The 24,406-nt window shown below is 60.5% G+C and carries 22 protein-coding genes and 2 pseudogenes; 9 read left to right on the forward strand and 15 right to left on the reverse strand.

Features of this window, described 5'->3' with window-relative positions:
- Positions 1 to 209: 209 nt before the first annotated feature.
- From BLV09_RS21595 to BLV09_RS21610, 4 genes are all read right to left on the reverse strand, one after another.
- Entirely contained in the window at positions 210 to 2,486 is a 2,277-nt protein-coding gene (locus BLV09_RS21595; protein ID WP_146688830.1) for a xanthine dehydrogenase family protein molybdopterin-binding subunit, read from the reverse strand.
- The gene (locus BLV09_RS21600; protein ID WP_100384373.1) at positions 2,486 to 2,959 is read right to left on the reverse strand and encodes a (2Fe-2S)-binding protein; all 474 of its coding nucleotides are present in this window, start codon (positions 2,957 to 2,959) and stop codon (positions 2,486 to 2,488) included. Before BLV09_RS21600 ends, BLV09_RS21595 begins: the two co-directional genes overlap by 1 nt.
- A 17-nt stretch (positions 2,960 to 2,976) precedes the next feature.
- The gene (locus BLV09_RS21605) at positions 2,977 to 3,834 is read right to left on the reverse strand and encodes an FAD binding domain-containing protein (protein ID WP_146688831.1); all 858 of its coding nucleotides are present in this window, start codon (positions 3,832 to 3,834) and stop codon (positions 2,977 to 2,979) included.
- Positions 3,835 to 4,105: 271 nt separating this feature from the next.
- A complete protein-coding gene (locus BLV09_RS21610) occupies positions 4,106 to 5,116 on the reverse strand; it encodes an LLM class flavin-dependent oxidoreductase (protein ID WP_146688832.1) in 1,011 nt (336 codons plus the stop codon).
- A 389-nt stretch (positions 5,117 to 5,505) separates the two neighbouring features.
- On the opposite strand from BLV09_RS21610, the gene BLV09_RS21615 reads away from it, so the two are divergent.
- The 4 genes from BLV09_RS21615 (at position 5,506) to BLV09_RS21640 (ending at position 9,576) form a co-directional block, all read left to right on the forward strand.
- The gene (locus BLV09_RS21615; protein WP_100384376.1) at positions 5,506 to 6,372 is read left to right on the forward strand and encodes a MurR/RpiR family transcriptional regulator; all 867 of its coding nucleotides are present in this window, start codon (positions 5,506 to 5,508) and stop codon (positions 6,370 to 6,372) included.
- Positions 6,373 to 6,425: 53 nt separating this feature from the next.
- On the forward strand, positions 6,426 to 6,620 hold the full coding sequence (locus BLV09_RS21620; protein WP_146688833.1) for a hypothetical protein: 195 nt from the start codon (positions 6,426 to 6,428) through the stop codon (positions 6,618 to 6,620).
- A gap of 261 nt (positions 6,621 to 6,881) precedes the next feature.
- Positions 6,882 to 7,133 (forward strand): hypothetical protein, encoded by a 252-nt coding sequence (locus BLV09_RS21625; protein ID WP_146688834.1) that lies wholly within the window; start codon positions 6,882 to 6,884, stop codon positions 7,131 to 7,133.
- 1,696 nt (positions 7,134 to 8,829) lie between these two features.
- Entirely contained in the window at positions 8,830 to 9,576 is a 747-nt protein-coding gene (locus BLV09_RS21640; RefSeq protein WP_100384379.1) for an SDR family oxidoreductase, read from the forward strand.
- A gap of 332 nt (positions 9,577 to 9,908) precedes the next feature.
- Here the strand turns inward: BLV09_RS21640 and BLV09_RS21645 are convergent, their stop codons facing one another.
- Complete coding sequence (locus tag BLV09_RS21645) at positions 9,909 to 10,124, reverse strand: hypothetical protein (RefSeq protein WP_146688836.1); 216 nt, start codon at positions 10,122 to 10,124, stop codon at positions 9,909 to 9,911.
- Positions 10,125 to 10,353: 229 nt separating this feature from the next.
- Here BLV09_RS21645 and BLV09_RS21650 point away from each other — a divergent pair, with 229 nt between their 5' ends.
- A complete protein-coding gene (locus tag BLV09_RS21650) occupies positions 10,354 to 10,746 on the forward strand; it encodes a hypothetical protein (protein WP_146688837.1) in 393 nt (130 codons plus the stop codon).
- Positions 10,747 to 11,571: 825 nt separating this feature from the next.
- On the opposite strand, the gene BLV09_RS21655 is transcribed toward BLV09_RS21650, so the two are convergent.
- Positions 11,572 to 12,471 carry an AraC family transcriptional regulator gene (locus tag BLV09_RS21655; RefSeq protein ID WP_146688838.1) on the reverse strand — a complete coding sequence of 300 codons (900 nt, stop codon included), beginning with the start codon at positions 12,469 to 12,471 and terminating at the stop codon, positions 11,572 to 11,574.
- 227 nt (positions 12,472 to 12,698) lie between these two features.
- On the opposite strand from BLV09_RS21655, the gene BLV09_RS21660 reads away from it, so the two are divergent.
- Together BLV09_RS21660 and BLV09_RS21665 are read left to right on the forward strand one after the other, a co-directional pair.
- A complete protein-coding gene (locus tag BLV09_RS21660; RefSeq protein ID WP_146688839.1) occupies positions 12,699 to 13,289 on the forward strand; it encodes a DUF308 domain-containing protein in 591 nt (196 codons plus the stop codon).
- A gap of 37 nt (positions 13,290 to 13,326) precedes the next feature.
- Positions 13,327 to 14,121, forward strand: coding sequence for an SDR family oxidoreductase (locus BLV09_RS21665; protein WP_197684972.1), 795 nt, complete (start codon positions 13,327 to 13,329; stop codon positions 14,119 to 14,121).
- Positions 14,122 to 14,144: 23 nt separating this feature from the next.
- Here the strand turns inward: BLV09_RS21665 and BLV09_RS21670 are convergent, their stop codons facing one another.
- The 3 genes and pseudogenes from BLV09_RS21670 to BLV09_RS21680 all read right to left on the reverse strand — a co-directional run.
- Positions 14,145 to 14,459, reverse strand: coding sequence for a hypothetical protein (locus BLV09_RS21670; RefSeq protein WP_100381136.1), 315 nt, complete (start codon positions 14,457 to 14,459; stop codon positions 14,145 to 14,147).
- Positions 14,456 to 15,559, reverse strand: a complete 1,104-nt coding sequence (locus BLV09_RS21675; RefSeq protein ID WP_100385826.1) for an IS5 family transposase — start codon at positions 15,557 to 15,559, stop codon at positions 14,456 to 14,458. Before BLV09_RS21675 ends, BLV09_RS21670 begins: the two co-directional genes overlap by 4 nt.
- Before the next feature lie 33 nt (positions 15,560 to 15,592).
- Positions 15,593 to 15,790 (reverse strand): annotated as a pseudogene (locus BLV09_RS21680) (aldo/keto reductase); the annotation flags it as partial.
- Between the two features lie 23 nt (positions 15,791 to 15,813).
- On the opposite strand from BLV09_RS21680, the pseudogene BLV09_RS21685 reads away from it, so the two are divergent.
- Positions 15,814 to 16,335, forward strand: a pseudogene (locus BLV09_RS21685) (M20/M25/M40 family metallo-hydrolase); the annotation flags it as partial.
- Between the two features lie 19 nt (positions 16,336 to 16,354).
- On the opposite strand, the gene BLV09_RS21690 reads toward BLV09_RS21685, so the two are convergent.
- The 3 genes from BLV09_RS21690 to BLV09_RS21700 all read right to left on the reverse strand — a co-directional run bounded on the left by BLV09_RS21690 (position 16,355) and on the right by BLV09_RS21700 (position 18,483).
- On the reverse strand, positions 16,355 to 17,017 hold the full coding sequence (locus BLV09_RS21690; RefSeq protein ID WP_146688841.1) for a hypothetical protein: 663 nt from the start codon (positions 17,015 to 17,017) through the stop codon (positions 16,355 to 16,357).
- Positions 17,018 to 17,148: 131 nt separating this feature from the next.
- Positions 17,149 to 17,391, reverse strand: coding sequence for a hypothetical protein (locus BLV09_RS21695; protein WP_146688842.1), 243 nt, complete (start codon positions 17,389 to 17,391; stop codon positions 17,149 to 17,151).
- Between the two features lie 111 nt (positions 17,392 to 17,502).
- Positions 17,503 to 18,483: an NAD(P)H-dependent flavin oxidoreductase gene (locus BLV09_RS21700; RefSeq protein ID WP_146688843.1), complete on the reverse strand. Its 981-nt coding sequence runs from the start codon at positions 18,481 to 18,483 to the stop codon at positions 17,503 to 17,505.
- Positions 18,484 to 18,586: 103 nt separating this feature from the next.
- Between BLV09_RS21700 and BLV09_RS21705 the strand changes: the two genes are divergently transcribed.
- Positions 18,587 to 20,149, forward strand: a complete 1,563-nt coding sequence (locus tag BLV09_RS21705; RefSeq protein WP_146688844.1) for an AMP-binding protein — start codon at positions 18,587 to 18,589, stop codon at positions 20,147 to 20,149.
- A gap of 38 nt (positions 20,150 to 20,187) precedes the next feature.
- Here BLV09_RS21705 and BLV09_RS21710 read toward each other — a convergent pair whose 3' ends face one another.
- The 3 genes from BLV09_RS21710 to BLV09_RS21720 form a co-directional block, all read right to left on the reverse strand.
- Positions 20,188 to 20,700: a cupin domain-containing protein gene (locus BLV09_RS21710; protein ID WP_167558844.1), complete on the reverse strand. Its 513-nt coding sequence runs from the start codon at positions 20,698 to 20,700 to the stop codon at positions 20,188 to 20,190.
- 145 nt (positions 20,701 to 20,845) lie between these two features.
- Positions 20,846 to 22,870, reverse strand: a complete 2,025-nt coding sequence (locus tag BLV09_RS21715) for a hybrid sensor histidine kinase/response regulator (protein ID WP_244548780.1) — start codon at positions 22,868 to 22,870, stop codon at positions 20,846 to 20,848.
- 26 nt (positions 22,871 to 22,896) lie between these two features.
- Positions 22,897 to 24,396 (reverse strand): ATPase domain-containing protein, encoded by a 1,500-nt coding sequence (locus BLV09_RS21720; RefSeq protein WP_197684973.1) that lies wholly within the window; start codon positions 24,394 to 24,396, stop codon positions 22,897 to 22,899.
- Positions 24,397 to 24,406: the final 10 nt, after the last annotated feature.

The following is a 24,406-nucleotide window of genomic DNA, read 5'->3' on the forward strand; positions in this document are numbered from 1 at the left end:
AGTCGCTTGGGCACGGCACAGCCGAAATTCAATCTGACAAGGCGGCGCACGGCGCGAAACGCGGTTGTCTCGCGCGATCGCTTGCGGGACGTCGGTCATCGCAGAACGGGAAGAGCCGTCGGCTATCCAGACATCCTCAGCGCGGAACGGGAAACCATCGACAGGCGCGATTTTCATGAGAGCCGGTCGGCGCGCGACAGAACGATACGTTACTGCCGAGCTTCCTCAATCAATTGCCATAGGCGCGGAGGGGAAAGCGGCAGCTCGTTCGGCTGGACGTTCAGATGAAACAGGGCGTCGGCCACCGCATTGCCGATCACGCCCGCGACCGGAATTATCCCGCCCTCGCCTGCGCCCTTGGCTCCCAGGGGATTGTTGGGGCACCGCTTCAACTCAAGCGTAATCGACCGGATGTTGGGAAAGTCGGATGCCGTCGGCAACAGATAGTCGGCAAACGAGCCGGTCAAGAGCTGGCCTTCGGAATCATAAGCGAGATGCTCCAGAAAGGTCCCGCCGAGGCCCTGCACGATCGACCCGATCGCCTGTCCGTGCAGCGTCAGGGGATTGATCATCCGGCCGACGTCCTCGACCGAGAGATAATCGATCACCTTGACATGGCCTGTGCCGGGATCGACCGCGACATATGCCGCCTGCGTGCCGTATGCCCAGGTATGCTTGCTGTTGAAGAACGAGGCTTCGACCTCCAGCCGAACGTCCGAAAGATTTGAAAACGTCAGGTGATTGCCGGCCTGGCTGACCTCGTCGCCGTCGATCGAGACATCGGCGGGACTGCAATTGAAGCGTTTCGCAGCGGTCTCGCGAATAAGTTCCTTCAATTTCTCCGCCGCGAGCAGAATTGACGAGCCGCCCATCACCGTCGAGCGCGAATGATACGAGCCGTAGCCGTCCTTCACATGATCGGTCGATCCGTGATTGATCGTGATCCTCTCAAAAGGAATCTCCATCGCGTCGGCTGCAATCTGGGCCATGATCGTTTCCAGTCCCTGGCCGATCGCGGACGAGCCGAGATACACCGAAAGCGAACCATCCGTTTCGAGAACGAGCCGCGCGTCTTCCTTTGGTCCCGCGGCACCGCCCTCTATGAAGCTGCCGATTCCGAGGCCGTGATAATAGCCGTCGATCAACCTGCCGCGCAGTTTGCTCCTGTCTTCCCATTTGAATTCCGCGAGACAACGATCGAATACCGCGTGATAGTCGCCGCTATCGAGTTCGTTCGTACTTTCGAACGGGGTCACGGTCGGAAGCGGATATGGCATCTGGCTGTCCGCGACCAGATTGCGGCGTCGCAACTCAAGACGATCCATCTCAAGATCTCTTGCAACGATATCGATCAAGCGCTCGCGGGCGAAATCGGCCTCGAACCTTCCCGGCCCCCGGTAGCTGCCGGCCGGAGTCTTGTTTGTCACCAGCATCGAACTCCTGAGATCGACGCTCTCGAAACAATAAGGACCGGACATGCATTGCGCGACATTCCGCGGACCAACTGAACCATTTGTCCGGAGATAGGCGCCAATGTCCGCCCAGATCTGACCGCGGAGTCCCAGAAAGCGCCCGTCACGGCTCACCGCGATCTCAACGTCACACTCAATGTCGCGCGAGTGATTGGCGCTCATCATGTGTTCCCGCCGATCTTCTGTCCACTTCACGGGTCGCCGCGCGATCATGGCCGCGGCGGGAATCAGATAGTCCTCGGGATAAAATTCTCCCCGCGACCCGAAACCGCCGCCGACATCGACCTCGACCAGCTTTACGGCGTGCTCGTCCAGGCCGAGAGCAGCGGCAAGCACGCGACGATTGTAAAAGGCCGTCTTTGCCGTGCCCCAGACCGTCATTTCACCCGCAACAGCATTCCATTCGGCAACGAAGCCTCGCGGCTCCATGAACATTGCGGTGTGGCGCTGAACTTTAAACCGTTCGCGTCGCACGTAATCTGCAGACTTGAACGCCGCATCGGCGTCGCCGAGACAAGCCCTCCAGGTAATTGCGGTGTTGGAACCATGGCCTTCGAAAAGAAACGACGGCTCGGTTTCAGCCTGTTCCCGGCCGGCGACTGCAGGCAGCGTTTCAATATCGAGAGCGATATGCTCCAGGGCATCTTCAGCGATCGCCGCTGTATCGGCGATCACGACCGCAACGGGCTCTCCGACATAGCGAACCTTCCGGTCCGCAAGCACCGGCTGATGAAACGGCTCAAGCTCGGGCAGCGATTGCAAGCGCACGGGAATGCGCGGGACGAAATCGCCCAGACCGCCGGCGGTCAGGACATGCCTGACTCCCGGTAGTTCGAGAGCGCGGGTGAAGTCGATAGAGCGGATCGTCCCGTGAGCAACGGAACTGCGCAGGATCACCGCATAAAGCTGGTCAGGCCGATTGACGTCTGCGACGTAGGTGCCCCTGCCTCGCACCATGCGAAGGTCCTCGACGCGCTCCATCGGACGGCCGACGTAGGAATTCGAGACCTTCATCACTTTTCCCCGTCGCGGGCATAGTGACTGCGGGCATCCAGAATAGCCTCCACGATCGGAATGTAGCCGGTGCACCTGCACAGATTGCCCGACAGGACCTCTCGTATCCTTTCCTGGTCGGCGTCCGGCTCGTTGGTAAGAAGCGCGTGGGCGGTCGTGATGAAACCCGGCGTACAAAAGCCGCACTGAAGCGCATGGTGTTTGCGAAACGCTGCCTGCAGGGGTGACAACTCGTCTCCGGACAGCCCTTCGATCGTGACAACCCTTTCGTCCTGTGCCTGCACGGCCAGCATCAGGCAGGAGCGGACGGCCTCGCCATTGACGAGCACGGTGCAAGCCCCGCAAACACCATGCTCGCATCCGACATGAGTCCCGGTCCGCCCCAAACGATCCCTGATACAGTCGACAAGCGTCGTGCGGGGTTCGACGTCCGCGTTGACCGGATCTCCGTTGAGTTCAAATGCAACTTGCATCCTGCCTGTCCAAATCCTCAGGAGGTCGAGTGTTGAAGGCCGCGAGCCAGTAACGTACCCAGCAGCGCGCGACGATAGCCACCGGGCGCATGGATGTCGGACGGCGGATCGATCGATTCCTTCGCTGCCGCTGCCACGGCAGCAATGCAGTCTTCCGTGACCGCATTTCCGTTTAGCGCCGCCTCTGCCGCGGACAGTCTGATCGGGCAATCGGCAATGCCGATCGCGCCGATGTGCGCGTCGACCGCGCAATTCCTGTGATCCAGATCATAGAAAAGCAGCACCCCGGCCATCGCGAAGTCGCCTTTTCTGCGGGCAAACTCCCGAAACGCCCAGCGTCTCGTGGCGGGCCACGCCGGAAGGTGGAGCTCGGTAACAATTTCGTCCGGCTCCAGACTCGTCTGCAACGGGCCGGTAAAGAACGAGGATGCTTTTTCTACTCGGGTGCCACCGCTTCCCACGATGGTCATCTCGCCGTCGCAGGTCAACGCCACGCCGGGCATCTCGGCAGACGGGTCCGCATGCGCGAGCGAACCGCCGATCGTTCCCCGGTTACGGACCTGATAATGCGCAACGTGCTTTATGGCTTCCGCAAGCAAAGGATGACTACGGACCAATCGCCGGTCATTCTCGATGTCGCACCATCGGACCTTGGCCCCCAACCTGACACCATCGTCGCCGATCGTGATGGTATCGAGATCCTTCAGGTGCTTGAGATCGACAAGCAGATCGGGCGTAGCGAGACGGAATGCCAGCATCGGCATCAGACTTTGGCCGCCCGAAATCAATTTTGCATTCCCGTTGCCCGAGGCCAGCAGATTGACAGCTTCAGCCAAAGTCGAAGGCGATGCGTACGCAAAGCTTGGCGGCTTCATGTCGGCTCCCGGTCAGTGTCGGCGTGATTTACCGGGATCCTTGGCGGCCGGACGGAACCGGTATCGACGGTTACATCCGCTTGGCCGTCTCGTTTTCTCGTCATGCCCGCTCGCAACGGCGGTCCCCGGATCGGCCCGCGCTATACAAGCCCCTGTCCTTCCCGCACGCGCTCCCGTCGCGCGATCTCCCGTCATTGACCGATGATTGAATCCCGACCTCCGAATGCCGGCAAGAAATCTGGTTCACAAGCTCACCTGCGATACTCCGCGCCTAATTTCGGGGAGCGAACAGATTGAGAATTGCTTCATTCTGATGCCAGGCCGCGGGCCTGACGATCGGAAGATGTACCCCGGCGTCCCGATACTCCTGAATCTTCTTCACGACATCGGCCGGCGTTCCAGCTGCTGTCAGACCCTGGACTGTTTTCTTGCTGAGGGCCTTTGCCAAGGCTTCCTTGCCTCCCGTCGCATACGCGGAATGAAGACGCGGCAATTCATCCTCGTCGATATAGGGTTCTCCGACGCGCTGTCGCGCCTTTGACTGCGAGACGGCCTTTTCGGGCATGAACTTGTTAGCGACTTCCCAACGCACCGCGTCGATGGCGGCATCCGGGTCGTCCTCGACCGAGGTATTGATGAGAATAGCAACCTGAAAATCGTTCCAGTCGCGCCCCTCTTCCTCGGCCGCCGCTTTCACGATCTTGATAGCGTTGGCTGCATACTCCGGGGATGAAACGGTATTGAGAAGGACTCCATCAGCCAATTTGCCAGCAAGCCGAAGACCGGTCGTGCTCGTCGCCGCGAACCAAAGTGGAATCCTGGAACGAACGGGCTTCCAGCCCAATTGGGCGCCTTCGATTTTCAACAGCTTGCCCTGGTAATCGACCCTGTCTCCAGACAGCATCAGCCGGAAAACCTCGACCCATTCCCGCAGGGCTAGCGCGGGCGTCACATGCTCGAATCCGTGGCGCTTGGCATGAACCTCTGATGCGGCCCCCGGGCATATCACCATTCGCCCGCCGGAAAACTCGTCGAGGGTCGCCGCCGTCTGCGCCATCAATACGGGGCTGCGAAGACGGACAATCTGGGTACAGCCCAAACTGATTTTATTGGTGGCCATCGCAAACGCCGCCATGGCCGTGACCGAGTCACGCATCAGCGCCCACGTCTCGGAGAAAAATCCAATCTCAAAATTGTGATCCTCCGCCGCACGTACTGCGTTGGCAAAGTCCTGGATACGAACGGTGTGGTCGTAGCCCGTAGCAAAACCGATCCTCGTCATTCGAACTTCACCTTGATATCAAGTCTTGCATACCCAGTACGGCGGTCGAAGATGACACACCGCTCCGTCCGGAAACGGTGGAGTTTCCGCCGGGACCTATCGCGTTACGCCGATGGCGGGAGAGATCGACACACGCGGCAATGCGCAGTTCTGGCTGAACGAAAGCAAGGCCCGCCATTACCCGTCGCGAATAAGATGTCTTCGAACCCACCGAGACTTTCCAACGAGACTTCCGAGGGAGAACCCGATTGTTAACATGCCAAAAAGTGCAGGAGCGCCTGCTATAATTTACCGAGATAACAGTATTCCGTCATTGATGCAAGACTTGCGTTATTGCCTTAATAATAGTCACTATGTGACTTCTGAATTCGCAATTCGGAAAAAGGGAGATGAAGTTGCAAGAAAGAACCCTGCTCGAGCGTTTAAACGTCATCGAGCGATCGCTGTCCGTCACCCACAATAAAATCGCGACGTTCCTTTTGAAAAGCGGACACAAAGCGGCATTTTTGACGGCGGCGGAAATCGCATCGAGCGTCGGCGCAAGCGAATCGACGGTCGTCCGCTTTGCGAGAATGCTCGGCTTCCACGGCTATCCCGAACTGCAGGATTTCCTGCGCCAGGGGCTGCTTGAAACTCTGTCCCCCGTGGACCGCCTCATCGGCAGCGACGAAATCAAGGATAAGTCGAAACTCGTCGAGCATCTAGCCGATCGGGAAATCTCCAATCTTCGTGCGGCGCTCGAAACCGTCGACTGCAAGGCTCTGCAGGAATTGGTGGATGCCATTTGCGCTGCGCGAACCTGTTATATTGTCGGGCTTCGGTCATCGCGTTCGCCAGCCGTCCTGCTGGGCCACTATCTCACCAAGATCGCGCCCAAGGTCACGGTCATTGTATCGAGCGATTCCATGTTCGAGCAGCTGAGTTGGGCAAACGAAAAGGATGTCCTGATCGCATATTCCTTTCCCCGATACAGCAAGGCGACGGTGGACGCGATTCAGATCGCCAAGTCCGTCGGAGCGCCCACTAGCGCCATTACCGATTCGCAGAATTCGCCAGCCGCTCAACTCAGCGACTACAGCCTGATCGCCCCTGCCATTTCCGACTTCTACGGCAATTCTTTCGTGGCCGCCGTTGCCATTACCAATCTTTTACTCGCATTCTGCGTGCACGCCCAGCCGGACGCGGTTCGACAAAATCTCAACCGTTTGGAAAAGGTAGCCTCCCTAAGCGAGCGCTTCGTTCGCTTGACTGGTTGATGAAGACCGTTTTTGAGGCCGGGCCGACAAAAGTCGGATACTGATTTTCGGGAATGCAGAAGATCGTCCTGCGGATGCGCAAGGACATCGGCTGGCCGATTGAATTTACCTTAGACGCCTGTCGACGCGGCGGCATGACTATTGAGCAGCGTTTTAATGCAGGGCGCGCAACGCGAATTGCAGGCAGTCAGCAGCATTTGGCCGGAACGTCGACCGGTTACCCGTCGAACGAAGAACCTGCAGTCTAGGTTCCCAACATGTCGGCAGTAACAGAAAATTTTTTCGCCGACCGAGTTTAAGTTCCCTCGACTGCCAGCGGCATCAGCGGCGCGCCAACGCGGCACGAAGCGCTGACCTGCCGACCGAACACGCCCCTCCAAGAGCCGTTCGGAACTAAATCACAGCCAAGGCCTTGTTCCGCATGACGGACAAACCGACGAACCGCGTTTGGTGGTCTCCGCCCTGATCTATCTCAAGTCCCTGGAAACAAGAGCTAAGGTCGCTGCAACGTGAAAATCCGCCGCCACTCCGAAAGCCACATCGTCGAACTGGAAGACGGATCAACGTGGCGGGTATTCCCCGGCGACCTCGACGTCACGCTCAATTGGCGACCAGAGACCGATCTTAAACTCGTCCGCATCGACGACGATGTCAGCTCGCATGCTCTGATAAACTACGGCGACAACAGCCGCGTGCGCGTGTTGCCGATGAGCGAGAACTGGCCGGTCAAAGAGGTCAAGACGATGCTCAAGGATGGCTAGCGCGCCCTATAGCGCAGCCTCGAACCCCTCCGTATCTTCCGCGCCTAACCATGGCGCCCAACGTAACCGTCGAGCGGGATCCAGATATGCGCCCGAGCCCACGTGTTGATCGCAAACACGCGAGACCTCTTGTTTAGCGCGCCCCCTTCAACATGCACGACGTCGAACAAGTGGTCGTGACGCCGTGATCACACTTGATGCAAACGTCCATACATTGATCCCGGTCCTTGGGATTGTATGAGCCATAAAGGTTGTTCGCGCACTTATTAGTCGAGCCCGTGGTTTCCTCCTGAGGAGAACAAGAGAGCACAAGCAGAGGTATCGCTAGCAAAACAGCGAAACGCGGCATGGATCCTCCTAAGCCGCCTTGCGAATTAGTGATGATCAATGCGGTATCGGCCCGCGAGTTCCAGTGCTGTGGCTCCGATCAGTCATTAAGCAAATCGCCCCCCGGGCCTTCTCGAAATTGCTAACGACACGACTCAGTGCCGCCACCAGTTCGTCCGCATAGCCTTTGCTGCACCGTCCCAACCCAAGGGGAGACGGAACTTAGTCCCCGATGGATTGTTCGTCATCTGAAGTCGTTATATCAAAGGAGGCTCCGTATGGAATTGATCCTCATCGTAGTTATTGTTGTGCTGTTATTTGGCGGCGGCGGATACTGGGGTCGCCGTAGAGGCCATTGGTAGGAATTTAGGCTCGCGAATAGCGAAACTCACTTCTTAATTCCACTTTTAAGGCCTTCTGATCGCCGTCCAGCCAGACATCGCCAGTGCCACTTTACGAACGGACCACACTCCGCCACCGATTTGGCGAGTGGCCCTGCGCGCAGTCCAGGGACGCTTTCGTTCCGGACGCTTCTTCCAATGTGCCCCAGACCTCCGGGAGATCGGACGATGTTAGCCCACGACGGGACGACGCTGCAAAGGTGCCCGAATTGCCAAGGTGTCCCTCTCCCGTAGTGGGGCATCATAGGAGTTTTGAGGGCACCTTAGGCGTGCGACCTCAAGCCGAGCCGAGATCGGCAAGGTCGAGCGGCTGCTCTTCATCCCACCCGCAACCGGCGCCGCGCCGGATGGGGTGCCCGTCATCCCGATGAAGTTCGGGGAAAGGATCGACGCTTATTATGGCGTCTCCGTATCGAGATCAGCATTGATGCCGTTTGCCCGAACCGTTCTCCAGGCATGCTCGGGAGCATGCCATGAGCATCAGCGCATCCCTGTTCGACTCCAATACGTCGGATTGACCGATCGAAAGATTACGACCTTGCTGGCGACCGCCGGCAGTGTCCGTAGTACCAACCCTAGGCACAAGCGGTGCATCGGCCGACTCATGAATCAGGGTGACTCATGACGCACCTCTTGGTGGATCGGCGTGGCTCCATGCCCAATCGGCCGGCGAAGCGCCTGCCGCGTCAGGTGCATCAAATGTGCTGCATCATGACTCAGCGCGTCAATAAAATTTGACGCAACTGAGGCACTTCTTCCACGAGGGATGGCCCCCGGAATCGAAGCTGAAAACGCCGTTTGGCGTCTCGCTGCGTCAGAATGGCTGCGTCATGACTCCATGCGTCAAATGAATTTGAGTCAGGTGCCCCTAGGCAGCGTGCTCGGAAAAACGCGGACGCTAGCGCCCTTGCCCGCGCCGCGCGCCGCCCCATCTCTCGATCACGGCAACCTATCATCAGGAAACCTTCATGGCCAAGCTCGACGGCAAGATCGCTCTCATCAGCGGAGGCACCAGCGGCATCGGTGCGGAGACCGCCAAACTCTTTCAATCCGAAGGCGCGACGGTGGTCGTTACCGGCTCCAGCAAGCGCTCGGTAGAAGCCGCCAAGGCGGCACTCCCCAGGATCGAGGTTTTGCTCTCGGACGCGAGCAACGTGGCCGCGACCAAGGCCCTGGTCGATCAGGTCAACGCCAAACACGGCCGCATCGACGTCCTGTTCGTCAACGCCGGCATCGCCAAGTTCTCGCCGATCGAGCAGGTCGACGAGGCCTTCTACGACAGCCAGTTCAACATCAACGTCAAGGGCGCATTCTTCCTGATCAAGCACGCCATCCCGATCATTCCGGACGGCGGCGCGATCATCCTGACCGCTTCGGTGGCCGGCGCGAACGGCGGCCTGGGAGGCAGCACAATCTACGGCTCGACCAAGGCGGCGCTACGTTCGTTCGGCCGCACGATCGCCAAGGAGCTGACGCCGCGCGGCATCCGGGTCAACACCATCAGCCCCGGTCCGATCGTCACCCCGATCCTCGACAAAGGCGGCCTCACGCCAGCTCAGAAGGACAACTTCATCGAGGGTGCCAAGACCCGCATTCCGCTCGGCCGCACTGGTACCGCAGCCGAAGTCGCCGCCGCGGCGCTCTACCTTGCCGCCGATGCGACCTATACCACCGGCGCTGAATTGTTCGTCGACGGCGGCTTGATCGACCTCTAGTCCGCCGGCTTTGCGGATCCAATTTCCCTGAGACTGGATGAACGCGTGGCTCTAAAATACCCGGGCGGCGATCGCAAGACGGCGCGGCGGCCGCCGGGCTGATCTACCTGTTCGATCGCATTAAGGAGCGCCTCGACGGCCGGCCGATCTGACCAATCTCGCCGTTCAAGACGTCCCGGAGGTCGTATCATCGACATATTCCGCAACGAGCCCATCCGCGTGCCGGAAGCGGGTCTTCCGCCCCACCGGCGTCGGCTGAACTGGCTCCAACTGCTCGGCACCAGCCTCCTTCAGGGTTTCAAGGAACGGCTCCAGCGTATCGACCTTGATGGTCAGCCGCGTCGCCTCGAACGGTGCGCGCTTCTCAGGTGGACCCGAATGATCAGCACGGACAAGTGCGATGACGAGACGGCGGCCAGCTCCAGCCCTGTCTCGGGATAGCTGAAGCGCAAAGTCTGCTTGCCGGACAGCAGAGCCTTGTAGAAAGAAATGCTGCGATCCAGCGCGTCCGCATCGACGAACACCCGCGTGTAGGTCTCAAGGATCATTGGGCTCTCCGTGGCTCATATCGACCGGGCTCAGGCAACCTCAATAATATTGTAGGAAGCCTACCGACGCTCGGGGGACGATTGTTCCTGGTCCCGGCAGGCTCGCGCTCAATGTCGAGTATGAGGCGATGCAAGTTGACGGAGATCAGGCGCGCGAAGAACTCGCGACCAATTCGGGCTACTCGCCCGGCTCCGGAAATTTCACAACATAGCTGGCTCGCTGACCACGATGGACATCCTGCAACGAAGCGGCACGGGCCGGATCATGCTGTCAGATTGGGCGCGCGAAGTCTTGGCTGAGCGGGGGTTATTGGCAAGTCGTGGTCGACATGCCACCTCCCAACCGAGTGGTGAAGCAATTCAGGGTTGGCGGTGGAGCAGGAGCTGCCGGTTCCGGCACGGCTTGTGGGACCTGCACGATGATCGGCTCCTCAAGTCGAGATGCCGCACGCTGTGCCGCAGCCATGCTCTCCTCATAATCCCGGTCAGCCTTCCGCTGCGCATCCTCGAGAAGGGCTTGATCGGCGGCCATCTTCTTGCTGACGTCGATGCCGCAATGAAGCCCTTCCAGCATCAGGAGTCCAAGGCGGGTCATCCCCCGATCAGCCGGGCGCTGGCCTGAAATAACAACGTTCTTCGTTCGCCGTATCTCAGCGCACACGTAAGCCGGCCAATGCTTAGTCGTTGGCTCATTCAACGGTGCGACCGGATGCACCGGCCCGATCGTCTCGACCGGCGTGCCGTATGCCGAGAGGTCCGGTGCGTTGCCAGCCTTCACTGCGGTAACAGATGCCAGTGCTCGATCGGGACAACCAGCGTGACAGGGGCGATTCCACCAGCACCTACACGTCCGGGAAGTCGTTGGAGGACGCGAGACGGACAGCACTGAACGCCTACAAATCGTCTGATCTGTGCCAGATCGACCCTAACTACAAAGACGCAAGCCGGATCATGAAGCCGGGTTTGGGTCGTTTCATATAACAGGGGCTTAAGGTCGCCCCCAAGTCTTAGGCCTAAAGGCAAGCTCAAGGGCGGTGAAAACCGCCCTTGAGAAGCAAAGATCCTCGGTCGCGGCCGCTGCTCGACGATTGAAAGGGCCTAATCAATCGAAAAACCAATGACACAGGAGTTCCCACTTTCATCCTCCCGGGCGCGCCAACATCATCGATGCGAATCTCGATTGTCTGCTGACAATACGAAGCCATCGCAGCCCACCAAGTCTCGTACAACGTGGGCGCAAGATCGGCGGATTCGATCGCCCGCTCATGCGTTGCGCGCCATAACGAGAGCAGCGGTAAAAGGGATCAGCTACGCAACGACAATCAGATTGATAGGTTCAAATCCCGGGCCCGCAACAGGCGCCCCCACAGACTGGCTCCAATCGTGATTTCTCTTCGTTTGTAAGAATCTGGCAAAGCCAGGAGCAAAATTCGGCGCGTATTCGCGCCTAAACGCCTGTACCGTTGCGCAGCTTAAATTCATCACGCGGTGAATGGCCGAATAGACCCTTGTAGGCCCGGCTAAAAGCCGCCTCCGACTCGTAACCGATACTCAGGCCGACCTCGCCGACCCGCGCGCCGCGCTTGGCCAGAAGGCCCCGCGCCAGCGCCAAGCGCCATTCATTGTGGTAGCGCAGCGGGGAACGGCCCACCAAGGCGGTGAAACGCTCACAAAAGCTCGAACGGGACATTCCTGCGATGCCAGCAAGGGCCTCGATGCTCCAGCGTTGCATGGGGCGCTCATGAATGGCTTTCAGCGTCGTCGCGATCCTCGGGTCCGAAAGTCCTCCAAGCCATCCCGACGTATTTCCCTGATGAACCCAGGTGCGCAACGCCCGGATGACCACCAGGTCGATGAGCCGGGAAATCATCAAGGCGGCACCTGGCTGGACGTCGCCAGCCTCGACCATCATGAAATGCACGATGCCTTCGAGCCAGCTGGCGCTCTCCTTCTGCCGAATCTGGATGCATTGAGGCAGAGCGAAAATCATGCCCCGAAGGCTGTCAGGATCGAACCTGAAGCGACAAAGGATAACGGTCGTTGAGGTATCCGAGGCCGTGAAGCGTAAGCCGCCTGCGCCGCGCGGCAGCAGGACAAGGTCGCCCGTATCAATTATGACCGCCGTGCGGCCGTCTTGCTCTAAGCGAAGAGCGCCCTTGGTGACGACGCACACATACGCCGCATCGCTTTGCAGCCCTAGCCGGCCCTTCTTTTTGAGCGCGGTTGAATAAACCCGGTCTCCCGTGAGCTGAATTTGCGACAGCACATGAGACAAAAGGTCGATCGAGGTGTCATCGCCCTCAGCCAAGGCCGGACGAACGGTCAAATTTTCCAGTATTTCAGTCATGGCCAAATTTCATATTAGAACGCATCATTCTACCGCGTGAATGCAAGATGAGACAGCGAAAATCGCAGTTTTTGATTGAATGCCGAAAGCGCTTGCCACTTGAAGACTTCAAGATCGAATTATGCTGATCTTCCGGCTTTCATCACACGCTTTCGAGCGGTTCACCTGGGCCTGACCGTCATTTGCGGGACATCACCATGTCCGATCACCAACAAAGGAAACTGACCATGAGCCATTCAACCGTCCAGCAATCCAACCAGGGGTCCGTTTCCCATTGGTTGAAGTCTTATTATTTCGTGCGTGCCGGCGTTGCCGTGGCTTGGGTCGCGAGCGCCTTCACCGTTGGCAAAGCAATGCCGCCGATTGCCACCGCACTCCTTGTCGCCTATCCGCTGTGGGACGCGGCCGCGAATTTTGTCGACGCCCAGCGCAACGGCGGCCTTATCAACAACTCCAGCCAAGCGCTTAACGTCGTTATCAGTGTGATCGCTGGCGTCGCTGTCGCGCTGACGATTGGTACAAGCATGAATACGGTCCTCGGTGTGTTCGGTGCGTGGGCCGTGCTGGCAGGCTTGTTCCAGTTGATCACTGGCGTTCGCCGCTGGCGGACCTACGGCGCTCAATGGGCGATGATCCTGGCTGGTGCTCAGTCCGCAATCGTCGGCGTCGTGTTCATCAAACAGGCGACCGCTCCAGCCGTCCCTAGCATCACCGATATCGCTCCTTATGCTGCATTTGGCGCTTTTTACTTTCTCATCTCCGCCATCTGGCTAACCGTCAGCGAAGCCCGAGCCAAAAAGCGCCTGTTGTCTGCCTAAGCCCGGTTACATCAATGAACGAATACCAAACGACAAAATGCACACAGTTCTGATAACCGGGACGTCCAGCGGCATCGGTGAGGCTGCTGCCAAGGCACTCCTCGCCGATGGCTGGAACGTCGTCGCAACCGCGCGCGATCCGGCAACGGTGTTGCGCGGGGTCGAAAATCCTCGCCTCCTGAGAGTTCGTCTCGACCTGACCGACACCCAGTCCATTGCGACGGCCTTTGAAGCTGCGTCGAGCCAGTTCTCCGCGATCGACCTTGTCGTCAACAACGCCGGGATCGGTCTAGGCGGCCCTTTGGAAGCTGTGAGCCTTGACCAGTTGCGCGAGCATCTTGAGGTCAACGTGGTCGGAGTCGCGGCCGTATGTCAGGCGGCAGCGGCGCATATGCGATCCCACGGCAAGGGGTTAATCATCAACGTCACTTCGCTTGCCGGCCGCGCTGGCATTCCGTTCCTTGCGCCCTATTGCGCCGCAAAGTTCGCGGTCGAAGGCTTGACCGAAGCCCTTTACTACGAACTTCGCCCATTCAGCATCCGCGTGAAGTTGATCGAACCTGGTGGGGCTCGCACCAAATTCTCTCATCTTTGGGCGAGCCACCCTGCCTATTCTTCCGCTGCGGACGATGTACGGCAGACGATGATTACCGGAGCTGAAAAGGCAGCACCTCCCGAACGCGTCGCCGAAGTGATCCTGGCTGCTACCAAGGACAACAGCGACCGCCTGCGCTACGCCGCTACAGATGCAGTGCCGGCCTTGCGCATGCTTCGACTTTTGCCGGATTGGGCCTGGCGCAAGGTGCTGTCGAAGGGTTTTGGCCTCAAGTAGGAGCCGTTGCGCGCGGCTACGCTTTAGCAGGCCGTTGAAGAAGTCTTTGAACGACGTGCGATGAACGGGATGTCGTCGCCATTGAGGAGGCAGATTTCACCTTCGAGTGAGCCGTCATCCCGCAGTTCGGCCCAACCGTCACCATTGGCAGGCTCCATTTCGTCGTTTCCCTGCCAGCCGAACTGGACGGCATCGCCGTCACAGGGTCCATGAATGGAGCCCGTGAGGCAATCGAAGGCGAACTCGCCGCCGTCCTCATCGAACAGGATGTAGGCGCCGGCCACGGCCATGTCGTAGCCTGGTGTCTCGACGACCCGCCATCTGCCCCGGATGCTCATGCCGGTGCCGCCAGAAGCTTGGGCAGCCGGATCAGATTATAGGCCGCAAGCGCCAGGACGAAGACGGCATCCACCCGGTCGCGGCCTCGTAGCTTGACCTTGGCCAGACCAGCGGAACTCTTGATCCAGCCGAAGACTTCTTCGATGCGTTTGCGGCAACGCTGGCTGATGTCATAGCCGCTGTGACGTGTGGTACGCGCGTCGATCGCCGTCTTGCGCCGCTTGCCGGTCTTACTCAGATGTCCGTCGATCGCGATATGCGGCGTAACCGATCTATATCTCAGGTCGTGCACGAACGGCGTGACGTCATAGGCCTTATCCGCCCCCACCGTGATCCGCTTGGCGCCACCGCGCTTGTCGATCATGGCAAGCGCAATCTCCCGTTCGGCGGTGCCTGTCGCTTGGCTCACTTCACCCAAAACCGCTAAACCATTGCGGTTCTCCATCAGCGCATGGCCCATATAGCTCAGCTTGGCCGGCTGGCCGTCTCCCTTCTTGTAAAGCCGCGCTTCAGGATCGGTCGTGCTCGCATGGGTCTCGTTGGATCGCTTTTCCTTGTGGAAGCTACGCTCGGCATTGCGTCCCGGACCGTCCTGATCTTTGTCGCTGCCATCCTTCCGTCGGAAGCTCTTGATCGAAGCCCAAGCTTCAATCAGAGTACCGTCCACCGAGAAGTGATCGCTCGATAGCAGACGCTTGACCTTCGGCTGCGCCAAAAGCGCGCTCAGGAACTTGGCCGCAATCTCGCCCTCAAGCAGCCGATCGCGGTTCTTCGAGAAGGTCGAATGGTCCCAGACCGCATCGTCCACCCCAAGCCCAACGAACCAGCGGAACAGAAGATCGAACTCCATCCGCTCCATCAGGTGCCGTTCCGAGCGAACCCCATAGAACGCCTGCAGGAGCATCGCCCGAAGCAACTTCTCCGGTGCAATCGAGGGGCGGCCGAAGTCCGTGTAGAGCTTGCCGAACTCCCCAGAAAGATCGCCCAGCGCCGCATTCGCCAAGTCCCTAATCACCCGGAGCGGGTGGTCGGCGCGAACCCGAGCCTCCAGGTCCACATAACTGAAAAGCGAGCCAGACCCTTCGTCACTTCCCCGCATCGCGTCACCTCAGCAAAATCCTGTCCTAGGGAATCACGATCCAAAACGCTTCGCCAGAGACTTCTTCAACAGCCTGTTAGAGAGTTTATCCAGCACGGCCATGTCCTGCGCCGACAGCGCGACACGGCAGGCTTCCGCGTTCTCCTCAAGATGCTTCAGCGAGGAGGTGCCGGGGATTGGAATGATGACAGGCGAGCGCTGAAACAGCCACGCGAGCGCGATCAGCGCTGGTGTCACATTTTCCCTGGCCGCGCGACGAGCTGTATGACATGCCGCATACGACGATGCTGACGAGCATCGTGCAGGGCGGCACCGCGCTGAACATCGTGCCCGATCGTTGCGTCATGGAATTCGAAGTCCGCGGATTGGGGATAAGCGAGTCCAAATCGGTGACCGACGCGGTCGTCGCCTGGGCGAAAGCCGGGATCGAACCTGCGATGCGGCAGACGGAGCCGAGCTGCGGAATCGACTTTGAGGAGATCCTTGAATATCCCGCGCTCGACATGCGGCCGGAGCACGCGCTGGTGACGCTGGCCAAGCAACTGGCCGGCCGAAACAGCCATGGCAAGGTCAGCTTCGGCACCGAAGCCGGACTGTTCGTCAGCATCGCCGACATCCCGACCGTGGTTATCGGGCCGGGCTCGATCGTCCAGGCGCACAAGCCGGACGAGTTCGTGGCGCAGTCTGAACTGATGAATTGCGCCGGCTTCATCGAGCGGCTGATCGCGCATTGCACGGGACACCGCGGCCTCGCCGCGCCGAGCCAATCGCTTTAAGCGATCGGCGCCCTCGACATCAAATCATCGCGGCGACTTTTTCCAGCCCGATCAGGCGGGCGAGCGAGCGCACTTCACGTTTCTGGTCTTCGCGCAGCTGAAACAACAGCGGCATCGCGGCCGATTTCAACTGCTGGACCTCCTCGGAGTCCGGATCGATCGGCGTGCCGGTCGCATGCGCATCGGCCTGGCGGTTCGCATGGATCTTGCGGGCCACGGCGCGCAGCGCGCTTTCCACCGCCGGCCAATAGGATTCCTGATCCGGCGAAAGCTGGAGGCGGTCCTTGATGCCGGCGATCTGTGCATCGCTGAGCAGCGCGTAGGGCTTTTGCGGCGCCGGCTTGTCAGCGAATTTTGGCTTTGGCGGCGTCGTTGGCGGTGCCGCAACCGGGCCTGTAATCTGGGGCACCTCGATATTGACCGGGGCGCTGGAGGCAAAGGCCTGCCGCAGCGACTCGTTCGGATCGGCGGCGGATTGCGGCGGTTCCAGCGACGCCAGCGCAAAGGTCGCCACCGCCAGTCTGTCCTTCTTGGCTTCCCGGTTCGGGACCAGCTTTTCGACGACTTGGGAAACGTACTGCGGCCCGGCTGCCGGCACGCTGTTGCGGCCGAGAATGCTGGTGGCCGCCGCGCCGACGACGAGTAAACAGGTCAGCACAATGATCGTCATTGCCCGCGTCAAGCAATTCTCCGTTTCCGTCGACGAACCACAGTCAATTTCCCGAAAACTGAGTAATAATTAAGGCTTAACCGTGCCTCCCCGGCGGCGCGGGCCGCCAATCCCTGTGCGGCGGACCAGTCAGGAGCCCAAAATCAGGCCGCGAGCTCGTAGGCTTCCTGGATGTCGGCGACGATATCCGACGCTTCCCACAGAGCGTCGGGCGCGACCGACTGCAGGCTGATGGTCCAGTTGCCGCCCTTACGGGTGCGGGGGGTGCTGACGATGTCGAACCGCACGTTGCGGCACAAAGGGTGCCGCTCGAGCGCATAGGCGACGCGGGTCCTGATCTCGTCGAGGGTTGCAGGCGTTTTTGCAAAGAACGTCTCGAAATCCATCGCGCATCTCCCCTTCAACGGCGATCCCGGGCGCTGCCCCCGCGGAAGCAGCGCGCGGCGTCGGAAATGATTGTTGGGGCGAGAATGGTTAACGGCGCGTTAAGGCCGGAATCACGGCTGCAATTGCGGCCCGGTAGCCCTGTATTCCGCGGTTGTGCGCGCGACGAGGTCGTCGACCGACAGCACCCCGGTGACGCCTGAAGTGGCATGGCCCGCGCTCCAGATATCGCGCCAGCGTGCCGGCCGGTTTTCGCGCGCGCCGACGTCGATATCCTTGCCGATATCGATCGCCCCGCGTTGCGGCAGGTCGTCGGGGTCGAGACCGGCGGCCGCGATGGAGGGCCGGAGCATGTTGGTCTGCAGGCCGGTAAAGGCCGTGGTCAGAAGGATGTCGTCGGCACTGCTTTCGACCAGCATCTGCTTGTACCTGGGATCGGCCATGCTTTCGCGGGTGGCGATGAATTTGGTGCCCATATAGGCTAGGTCGCAGCCGAGCGCTTGCGCCGCGCGCAGCGCATGGCCGTCGCCGATGCCGCCCGCCAGCACGATCGGTCCGGCGAAAAACGCCCGCACCGCGCGCACGAACACGAACGGGTTGAGCCAGCCGGTCTGGCCGCCCGCGCCGGCCGTCAACAGCACAAGACCGTCGGCGCCGGCCTCCACCGCGCGCTCCGCGTGGCGGATGCTGGCGACATCGGCGAACACCAGCGCGCCGGCGTCATGCAGCGGCGCGAGCACGCCCGCCGGCGAGCCGACGCTGGTGATGACGATCTCCGGCCGGTGCCGCAGCAGCACCGCGAGATCGGCCTGGAGCCGTGCATTGGAGCGATGCACGATCAGGTTCGGACAGATCGGAGCTGATGGTTTTCCGCTCTGCTCCGAATGACGCAGCAGCTGGCCTTCAATATCGCCAAGCCAGCTCTCAAGTTGTTCGGGGCTGCGGCAATTCACCGTGGGGAATGCGCCGATCACGCCGTTGCGGCAAGCCGCCACCACGAGGTCGACGCCCGAGACGAGAAACATCGGCGCCGCGATCAGCGGCAGGCTCAAACGATCGTCAAAGCGTGCCAGCGGGCTGGCGGAATCCAGCATCTCGTTTTCCAGCGTTTGCCGTTCCGCGCGGCGGTTTCGGTGTGCTAGCGTCAAGCCAACATTGGCACGACCGAAGGCCGATCACAAATCATCTGGAGGAAGCATGTCTGATCTGCTCCATGCCTTTCCGACCGTCTGCGAGCAGACGTTGCGGGCGCTGGCACGTTATCCGTCACGGACTGCCTTCAGCTGGCCAGGCGGCTCGCTTACCTATAGCGGCGCCACTGAACTGATCGGCCGCATCCAGAAGGTCTTCATGCAACTCAGCCTGCCGCCCGGCACGCGCGTAGCATTCCTCACCGCCAACCGCGCCGATACCTGGTGCGCGGGCGTCGCCGCGCAACTGTCGAGGCTCGCGATCACCTGGCTGCATCCCCTGGGCTCGCTCGACGATCAATTGTTTCAGATCGAGGATTCGGAAGCACAGGTTCTCGTCATCGACGCCGATACGTTCCGGGATCGCGGAGGCGACCTCTCAGCCAGGACACCTAACCTCAAGGCGATCTTCACGCTCGGCGCCGCCGGCTACGGCATCGATTTGCTGGCCGGGGTCGTTGCCATGGGCACCGCGACGCCACGCTGTCTTGCGAGCGCCGACGATATCGCGACATTGAATTACACCGGCGGCACGACAGGCAAATCCAAAGGCGCGCTGCGCCATCATCGCGAATATGGCGGCTTCGCCAACGCGATCCTGACTGATTTCGAAATTCCGGATACGCCGCGTTATCTCGCGGTCGCCCCGATCAGCCATGTCGCCGGCACCAAGGTGCTGCCGACCCTGATACGCGGCGGCACCGTGCATATGCTCAAGGGATTCGATCCGGGCGCGATATTTAAGACCATCGAGCGCGAGCGCATCAATTTCACGCTGTTCGTGCCGACCATGATTTATGTGCTGCTGGATCATCCGGAGCTCGACAAGACCGATCTCTCCTCGCTCGAGCTCTTGCTCTATGGCGCCTCCGCAATGTCGCCGAGCCGGCTGGTCGAAGGCATCGAGCGGATCGGACCGGTGTTTTCCCAGCTTTATGGGCAGACCGAATGCTATCCGGTCTCGGTGCTGCGCAAGGGCGATCACGACCCGAAGACGCCGGAATTATTTCTGTCCTGCGGCTTTCCGATCGCCGCCTGCGACGTCAAAATTCTCGACGACGGGGATCACGAAGTCAAAACCGGCGAGCCCGGCGAAATTTGCGTGCGCGCGGCGCATGTGATGTCGCAATACTGGAAACGGCCTGAGCAAACCGAGGAAACCCTCAAGAATGGCTGGCTGCACACCGGCGACATCGCGCGCGCCGACGAGCGCGGCTACATGTTCATCCTCGACCGCAAGAAGGACATGATCGTCAGCGGCGGATTCAATATCTTCCCACGTGAAATCGAGGACGTGCTGTCCCAGCACGCCGATGTCGCGATGGTCGCCGTCGTCGGCGTGCCCGACGACAAATGGGGCGAGGCGGTCACCGCCGTGGTGGTGGCGCGCGAAGGCGCCCGGCCGAATGCGGATGAACTGATCAATCTCGTCAAGATGCGCAAAGGCTCGGCGCACGCGCCGAAGCACATCAAGTTCGTGAACGAATTGCCGATGACCGGCGTCGGCAAGGTCGACAAGAAGATGCTGAAGGCAGGTTTCTGGGCCGGACGAGACCGGATGGTGGGATAACGGCCGGCGGCGCTTTCAATAGCTTCCGCGGGAGCCCGCTAGTCGACGGCTTGCGGATAATCGCGGATATCGGCGGCGACTTTCGGAAATTGCGCCATCAGGACGTCCGGCTTGCCGAGTTCGACATCGGCGGGAATCACGCCCGGCCACTCGGTGCTGGCGCCGAGAAACCAGTGCTTGCTGCCGATGATGCGCGCGGTGTGAAAGGTGTTGCCTGGAATCAGAAGCTGCACGCGGTGGCCGGCGCGCAGATCCGGTCCGACGATGACGTGCTCGCCCTGTCCGCGCAGCAGCAATACCTCGAGCGGGTCGCCGAGGTAATAGTGATAGAGCTGATCGTTGCGGATGCGGTGCAGACGCACCGGCGCCTTGGCGGTCACCATGAAGTACAGCGCCGAACCCAACGGGCGGCCGTCGGCGAACGGCGCCGGCAATCCGCCCGCTGCGATCGCTTGCGTCGCACGATAGGTCTCGCGAACGAAGCCGCAGGTGGCGTTCGGTTCAAGATTCAGCAATTTCAGCACGTCGTCCGCCGTCATGTCGTTGATCATCGCGCTGCCACACCGCTTGTCTTCGCCACGGATTGTTCGGATTCACTGTCGCGCAGAAACAACAGACTCACAAGTTGGGGCCGGCCGACGTCAGGGAAAGGTGCTTAAGGCAAGCTTAAGGGCCGATTGGCAGCTGGCGTCGGTCTCAACCGAGCAACTGATCGAGCCGGTCGCGCAATTGATCCTGATGATACGGCTTCGCCAGCCGCGGCAGATCGAGTTGAGCCCCTTCGGGCAGTTCGGCGTAACCGGTCGCGAGCAGGATCGGCAGCGATGGCCGCACTTCCCGCGAGGCCGCAGCCAGCTCCACACCGGTCATGCCCGGCATCACATGGTCCGTCATCATCAGGTCGATCTGCTGCTCGCTTTTGATGATGTCGAGCGCATGCAGGCCGGAATTGGCGCCGATCACGCGGTGACCGAGATCTTCCAGCATTTCCGTGGTCGACATCGCGATCAGCGGATCGTCGTCGACAAACAGGATCACGGCCGAGCGGTTGACCTTCTGCGCGGACGGCGCCTCGCTTTCGGCTTCCGGCGCAGCGGTCGCGACCGGCAGCACCAGCGTCGCCGTGGTGCCCTTACCCACCATGCTCGAAAGCTGCAGCGCGCCGCCGAGTTGAACGGCAAGCCCGTGCACCATCGACAGGCCGAGGCCGGTGCCTTTCCCGAGCGGCTTTGAGGAGAAGAACGGCTCGACCGCCCGTTTCAGTATCTCCGCCGTCATGCCGGCGCCAGTGTCGACCACCGACAGTCTGAGATAGCGGCCGGCCGTCAGCGAGGGATCGTTGACCGCCTGATATTCGCAGATCCTGATGTCGATCGTACCGCCGTCCGGCATCGCGTCGCGCGCGTTGATTGCGAGATTTAGAATGGCGAGCTCGAGCTGGTTGGGGTCGATGCTCGCCATCGGCAACCCCTCCGGGATATCCAGCCGCAGCACCACGCGCGGCCCCAGCGATCGTTCCAGGAGATCGATCATGCCGCGGATCAGGCCACGCAGATCGACCGGCACCGCTCTCAAATCCTGCTGCCGCGCGAACGCCAGAAGACGTTGCGTCAGCGAGGCACCGCGCTCGGCGCCCTGCAACGCGCCATTGATCAGCCGGTGCAGCCGCGGATCGTCGGGAAGGCGCTTGCGCAACAGGTCGAGGTTGCCCATCACAGCCATCAGCAGATTATTGAAATCATGCGCGACGCCGCCGGTGAGCTGGCCGATCGTCTCCATCTTTTGCGCCTGACGCAATTGCTCCTGCGCCTTTTCGCGCGCGGCGACTTCCCTCATCAAATCGGCGGTGCGCTGCTCGACCCGGTGTTCAAGCGTGGCGGTCAATTCCGCCAGCGCCGTGCGCTCGGCCGCCAGTTGCGCCAGTAAATTTTCGCGTTCGATTTCAGCGGTTTTGCGCGCGGTAATGTCGGAGGAAACACCGACCAGCGATTTAAGGCTGCCGTCAGGCCTGCGCACCGCACGCGCGCGGACATCGACCCAATGCACCGAGCCGTCGGGCCAGATGTTGCGGTATTCGAAGCTATAGTCCTTGCCGGATTTGATCGAGCGGTCGATCGCTTCCTGCCGCGGAGCGCGATCGTCGAGATGGACCGCCGCGAGCAGATCCTGATAGGAAAACGAATCTTCCGGCTGGCGCCCGAAGAACGTCTTGCAGGTTCCGGAGGCTTCGAGCTCAAACTCCGGCAGATGCAATTCCAGCGCACCGAGACGACCGGCGTTCAGCGCGGTTTGCAGCAAGCTTTCGCTCTCCGTCAGGTCCTCGAGAATGGCGCGGGTCTGATACTGCCGGCGGCGGCCCCTGACGGCAGAGCCGACAATACTGACCAGTGTGGTCGGATGGAACGGCCGTTCGATGAACGTGACATTGCCGAGCACCTGTCCCAGCCGCGCGGCATCCGGATTGCGTTCGGGGCCGCCGCCCTGGTGCGTCAGCAGCACGATCGGAAAGTCGGACCATGACGGTTGCTGGTTCAGCCAGTTCGTCAGGCGGCGCAAATCGGCTGTCTTGATCGCTTCATCGGCGATCACGGCAAGGCCGGCGCCGCCTTCGATCTCGTGCATCAAGGCCGCAAGATCCGCGCACACATTGGCGTAGAAGCCGGCTTCCCTGATCAGAGCCGCGGCAACGGAGGCGTCACGTCCCATAGGTGCGAGGATCACCGCACGCTCGGATGAAGCCCCTGGTCTCACTGGAGCTGCTCTTCGAGCAAGGGAGCGTTCTCGCCGATGTAAATCGGAACGCCGCGCAATATGCCCTGGAATCCATCGAGTGGGGCTCCGATGGTAAGGCCGCGGCCGTCAATGAGGAATTCGCGAATCGTCGATTCATGCGGGCCGGTGCGTTTCTTGATGATCGACACCGCGCGCCGCACCGTGCCGACCGCCTCGAAATAACGCAGCAGGATCACCGTGTCCGCGAGATAGGTTACATCGACCGGCGCCTTCATATCGCCGACCAACCCATGCTGCGCCACCGTCATGAAGGTCGCCGCGCCCCGACGATTCAGATATTGCAGCAATTCGTGCATATGCAGGATCAACGAATTTTCCTCGGGCATCGCGGCCTGATAGCCGTTGAGGCTGTCGATCACCACGGTCTTGATCTGATCCTCGTCGACCCGCTTGCGGACGCGATGTGCGAATTCTCCGGGCGACATCTCCGCAGCATCCACCTGATCGATGAATAAATTGCCGCCGCGCTGCATCGCCTCAAGATCGATGCCGAGGCCCTTCATGCGCGCGAACAACAGACCAAGTTCTTCATCAAACACGAACAACGCCGCCCTTTCGCCGCGCGCGATCGCGGCGACGATAAAGACGATCGCTAAAAGCGATTTCCCGGTGCCCGCAGGCCCCAGAATCAACGTGCTCGATCCGGCCTCAATGCCACCGCCCAGCAGTTTGTCGAACTGGGCAATGCCGCTCGACATCGTCGTGCGCGTAAAGTTGCTGCGATATTCGGACGCCACCAGCCGCGGAAAGATGTTCACCCCGCCGGTCGTAATGGTGGCATCATGATAGCCACCGCGAAATTTCACGCCGCGATATTTGATGATGCGCACACGCCGACGCTCCGCGCCATAGGCCGGCGCCAATTCCTCAAGACGCAACACACCGTGCGCAACGCTATGCACGGTTTTGTCAGCCTGCTCGGCGGTCAGGTCGTCGAGCAGCATCACCGTGGTATTGAATCTCGCAAAGTAGTGCTTGATCGCCAGAATCTGCCGCCGGTACCGGAGCGAACTTTGCGCCAACAGTCTGATCTCGGACAGACTGTCGAGCACCACCCGGCTCGGCCGCGCGCGTTCCACCGCTTCGAAAATCTGCTTGGTGGTTTCGCCCAGTTCCAGGTCCGACGAATAGAGCAGGCTCTGCTGCTGTTCGGAATCGAGCAGGCTTTCCGGCGGCAACAGTTCGAACACCTCGATGCCATGGTCCAGTGACCAGCCGTGAGATGCCGCGCCGTCGCGCAACTCCCGCTCGGTTTCAGATAACGTGATGTAGAGGCACTTCTCTCCGGCCTTCACACCTTCGAGCAGGAATTGCAGGGCCACCGTCGTCTTGCCGGTGCCCGGCGCGCCTTCAACCAGGAACAGGTGGCCGCGCGAAAACCCGCCCGACAGAATATCGTCCAGCCCCCAAATGCCGGTCTTCGCCTTGGTGGCTATTGTTTCGACAGAATTCATCAGGACCCCC

It is taken from the genome of Bradyrhizobium canariense, from assembly GCF_900105125.1.
Classification (GTDB): domain Bacteria; phylum Pseudomonadota; class Alphaproteobacteria; order Rhizobiales; family Xanthobacteraceae; genus Bradyrhizobium; species Bradyrhizobium canariense_A.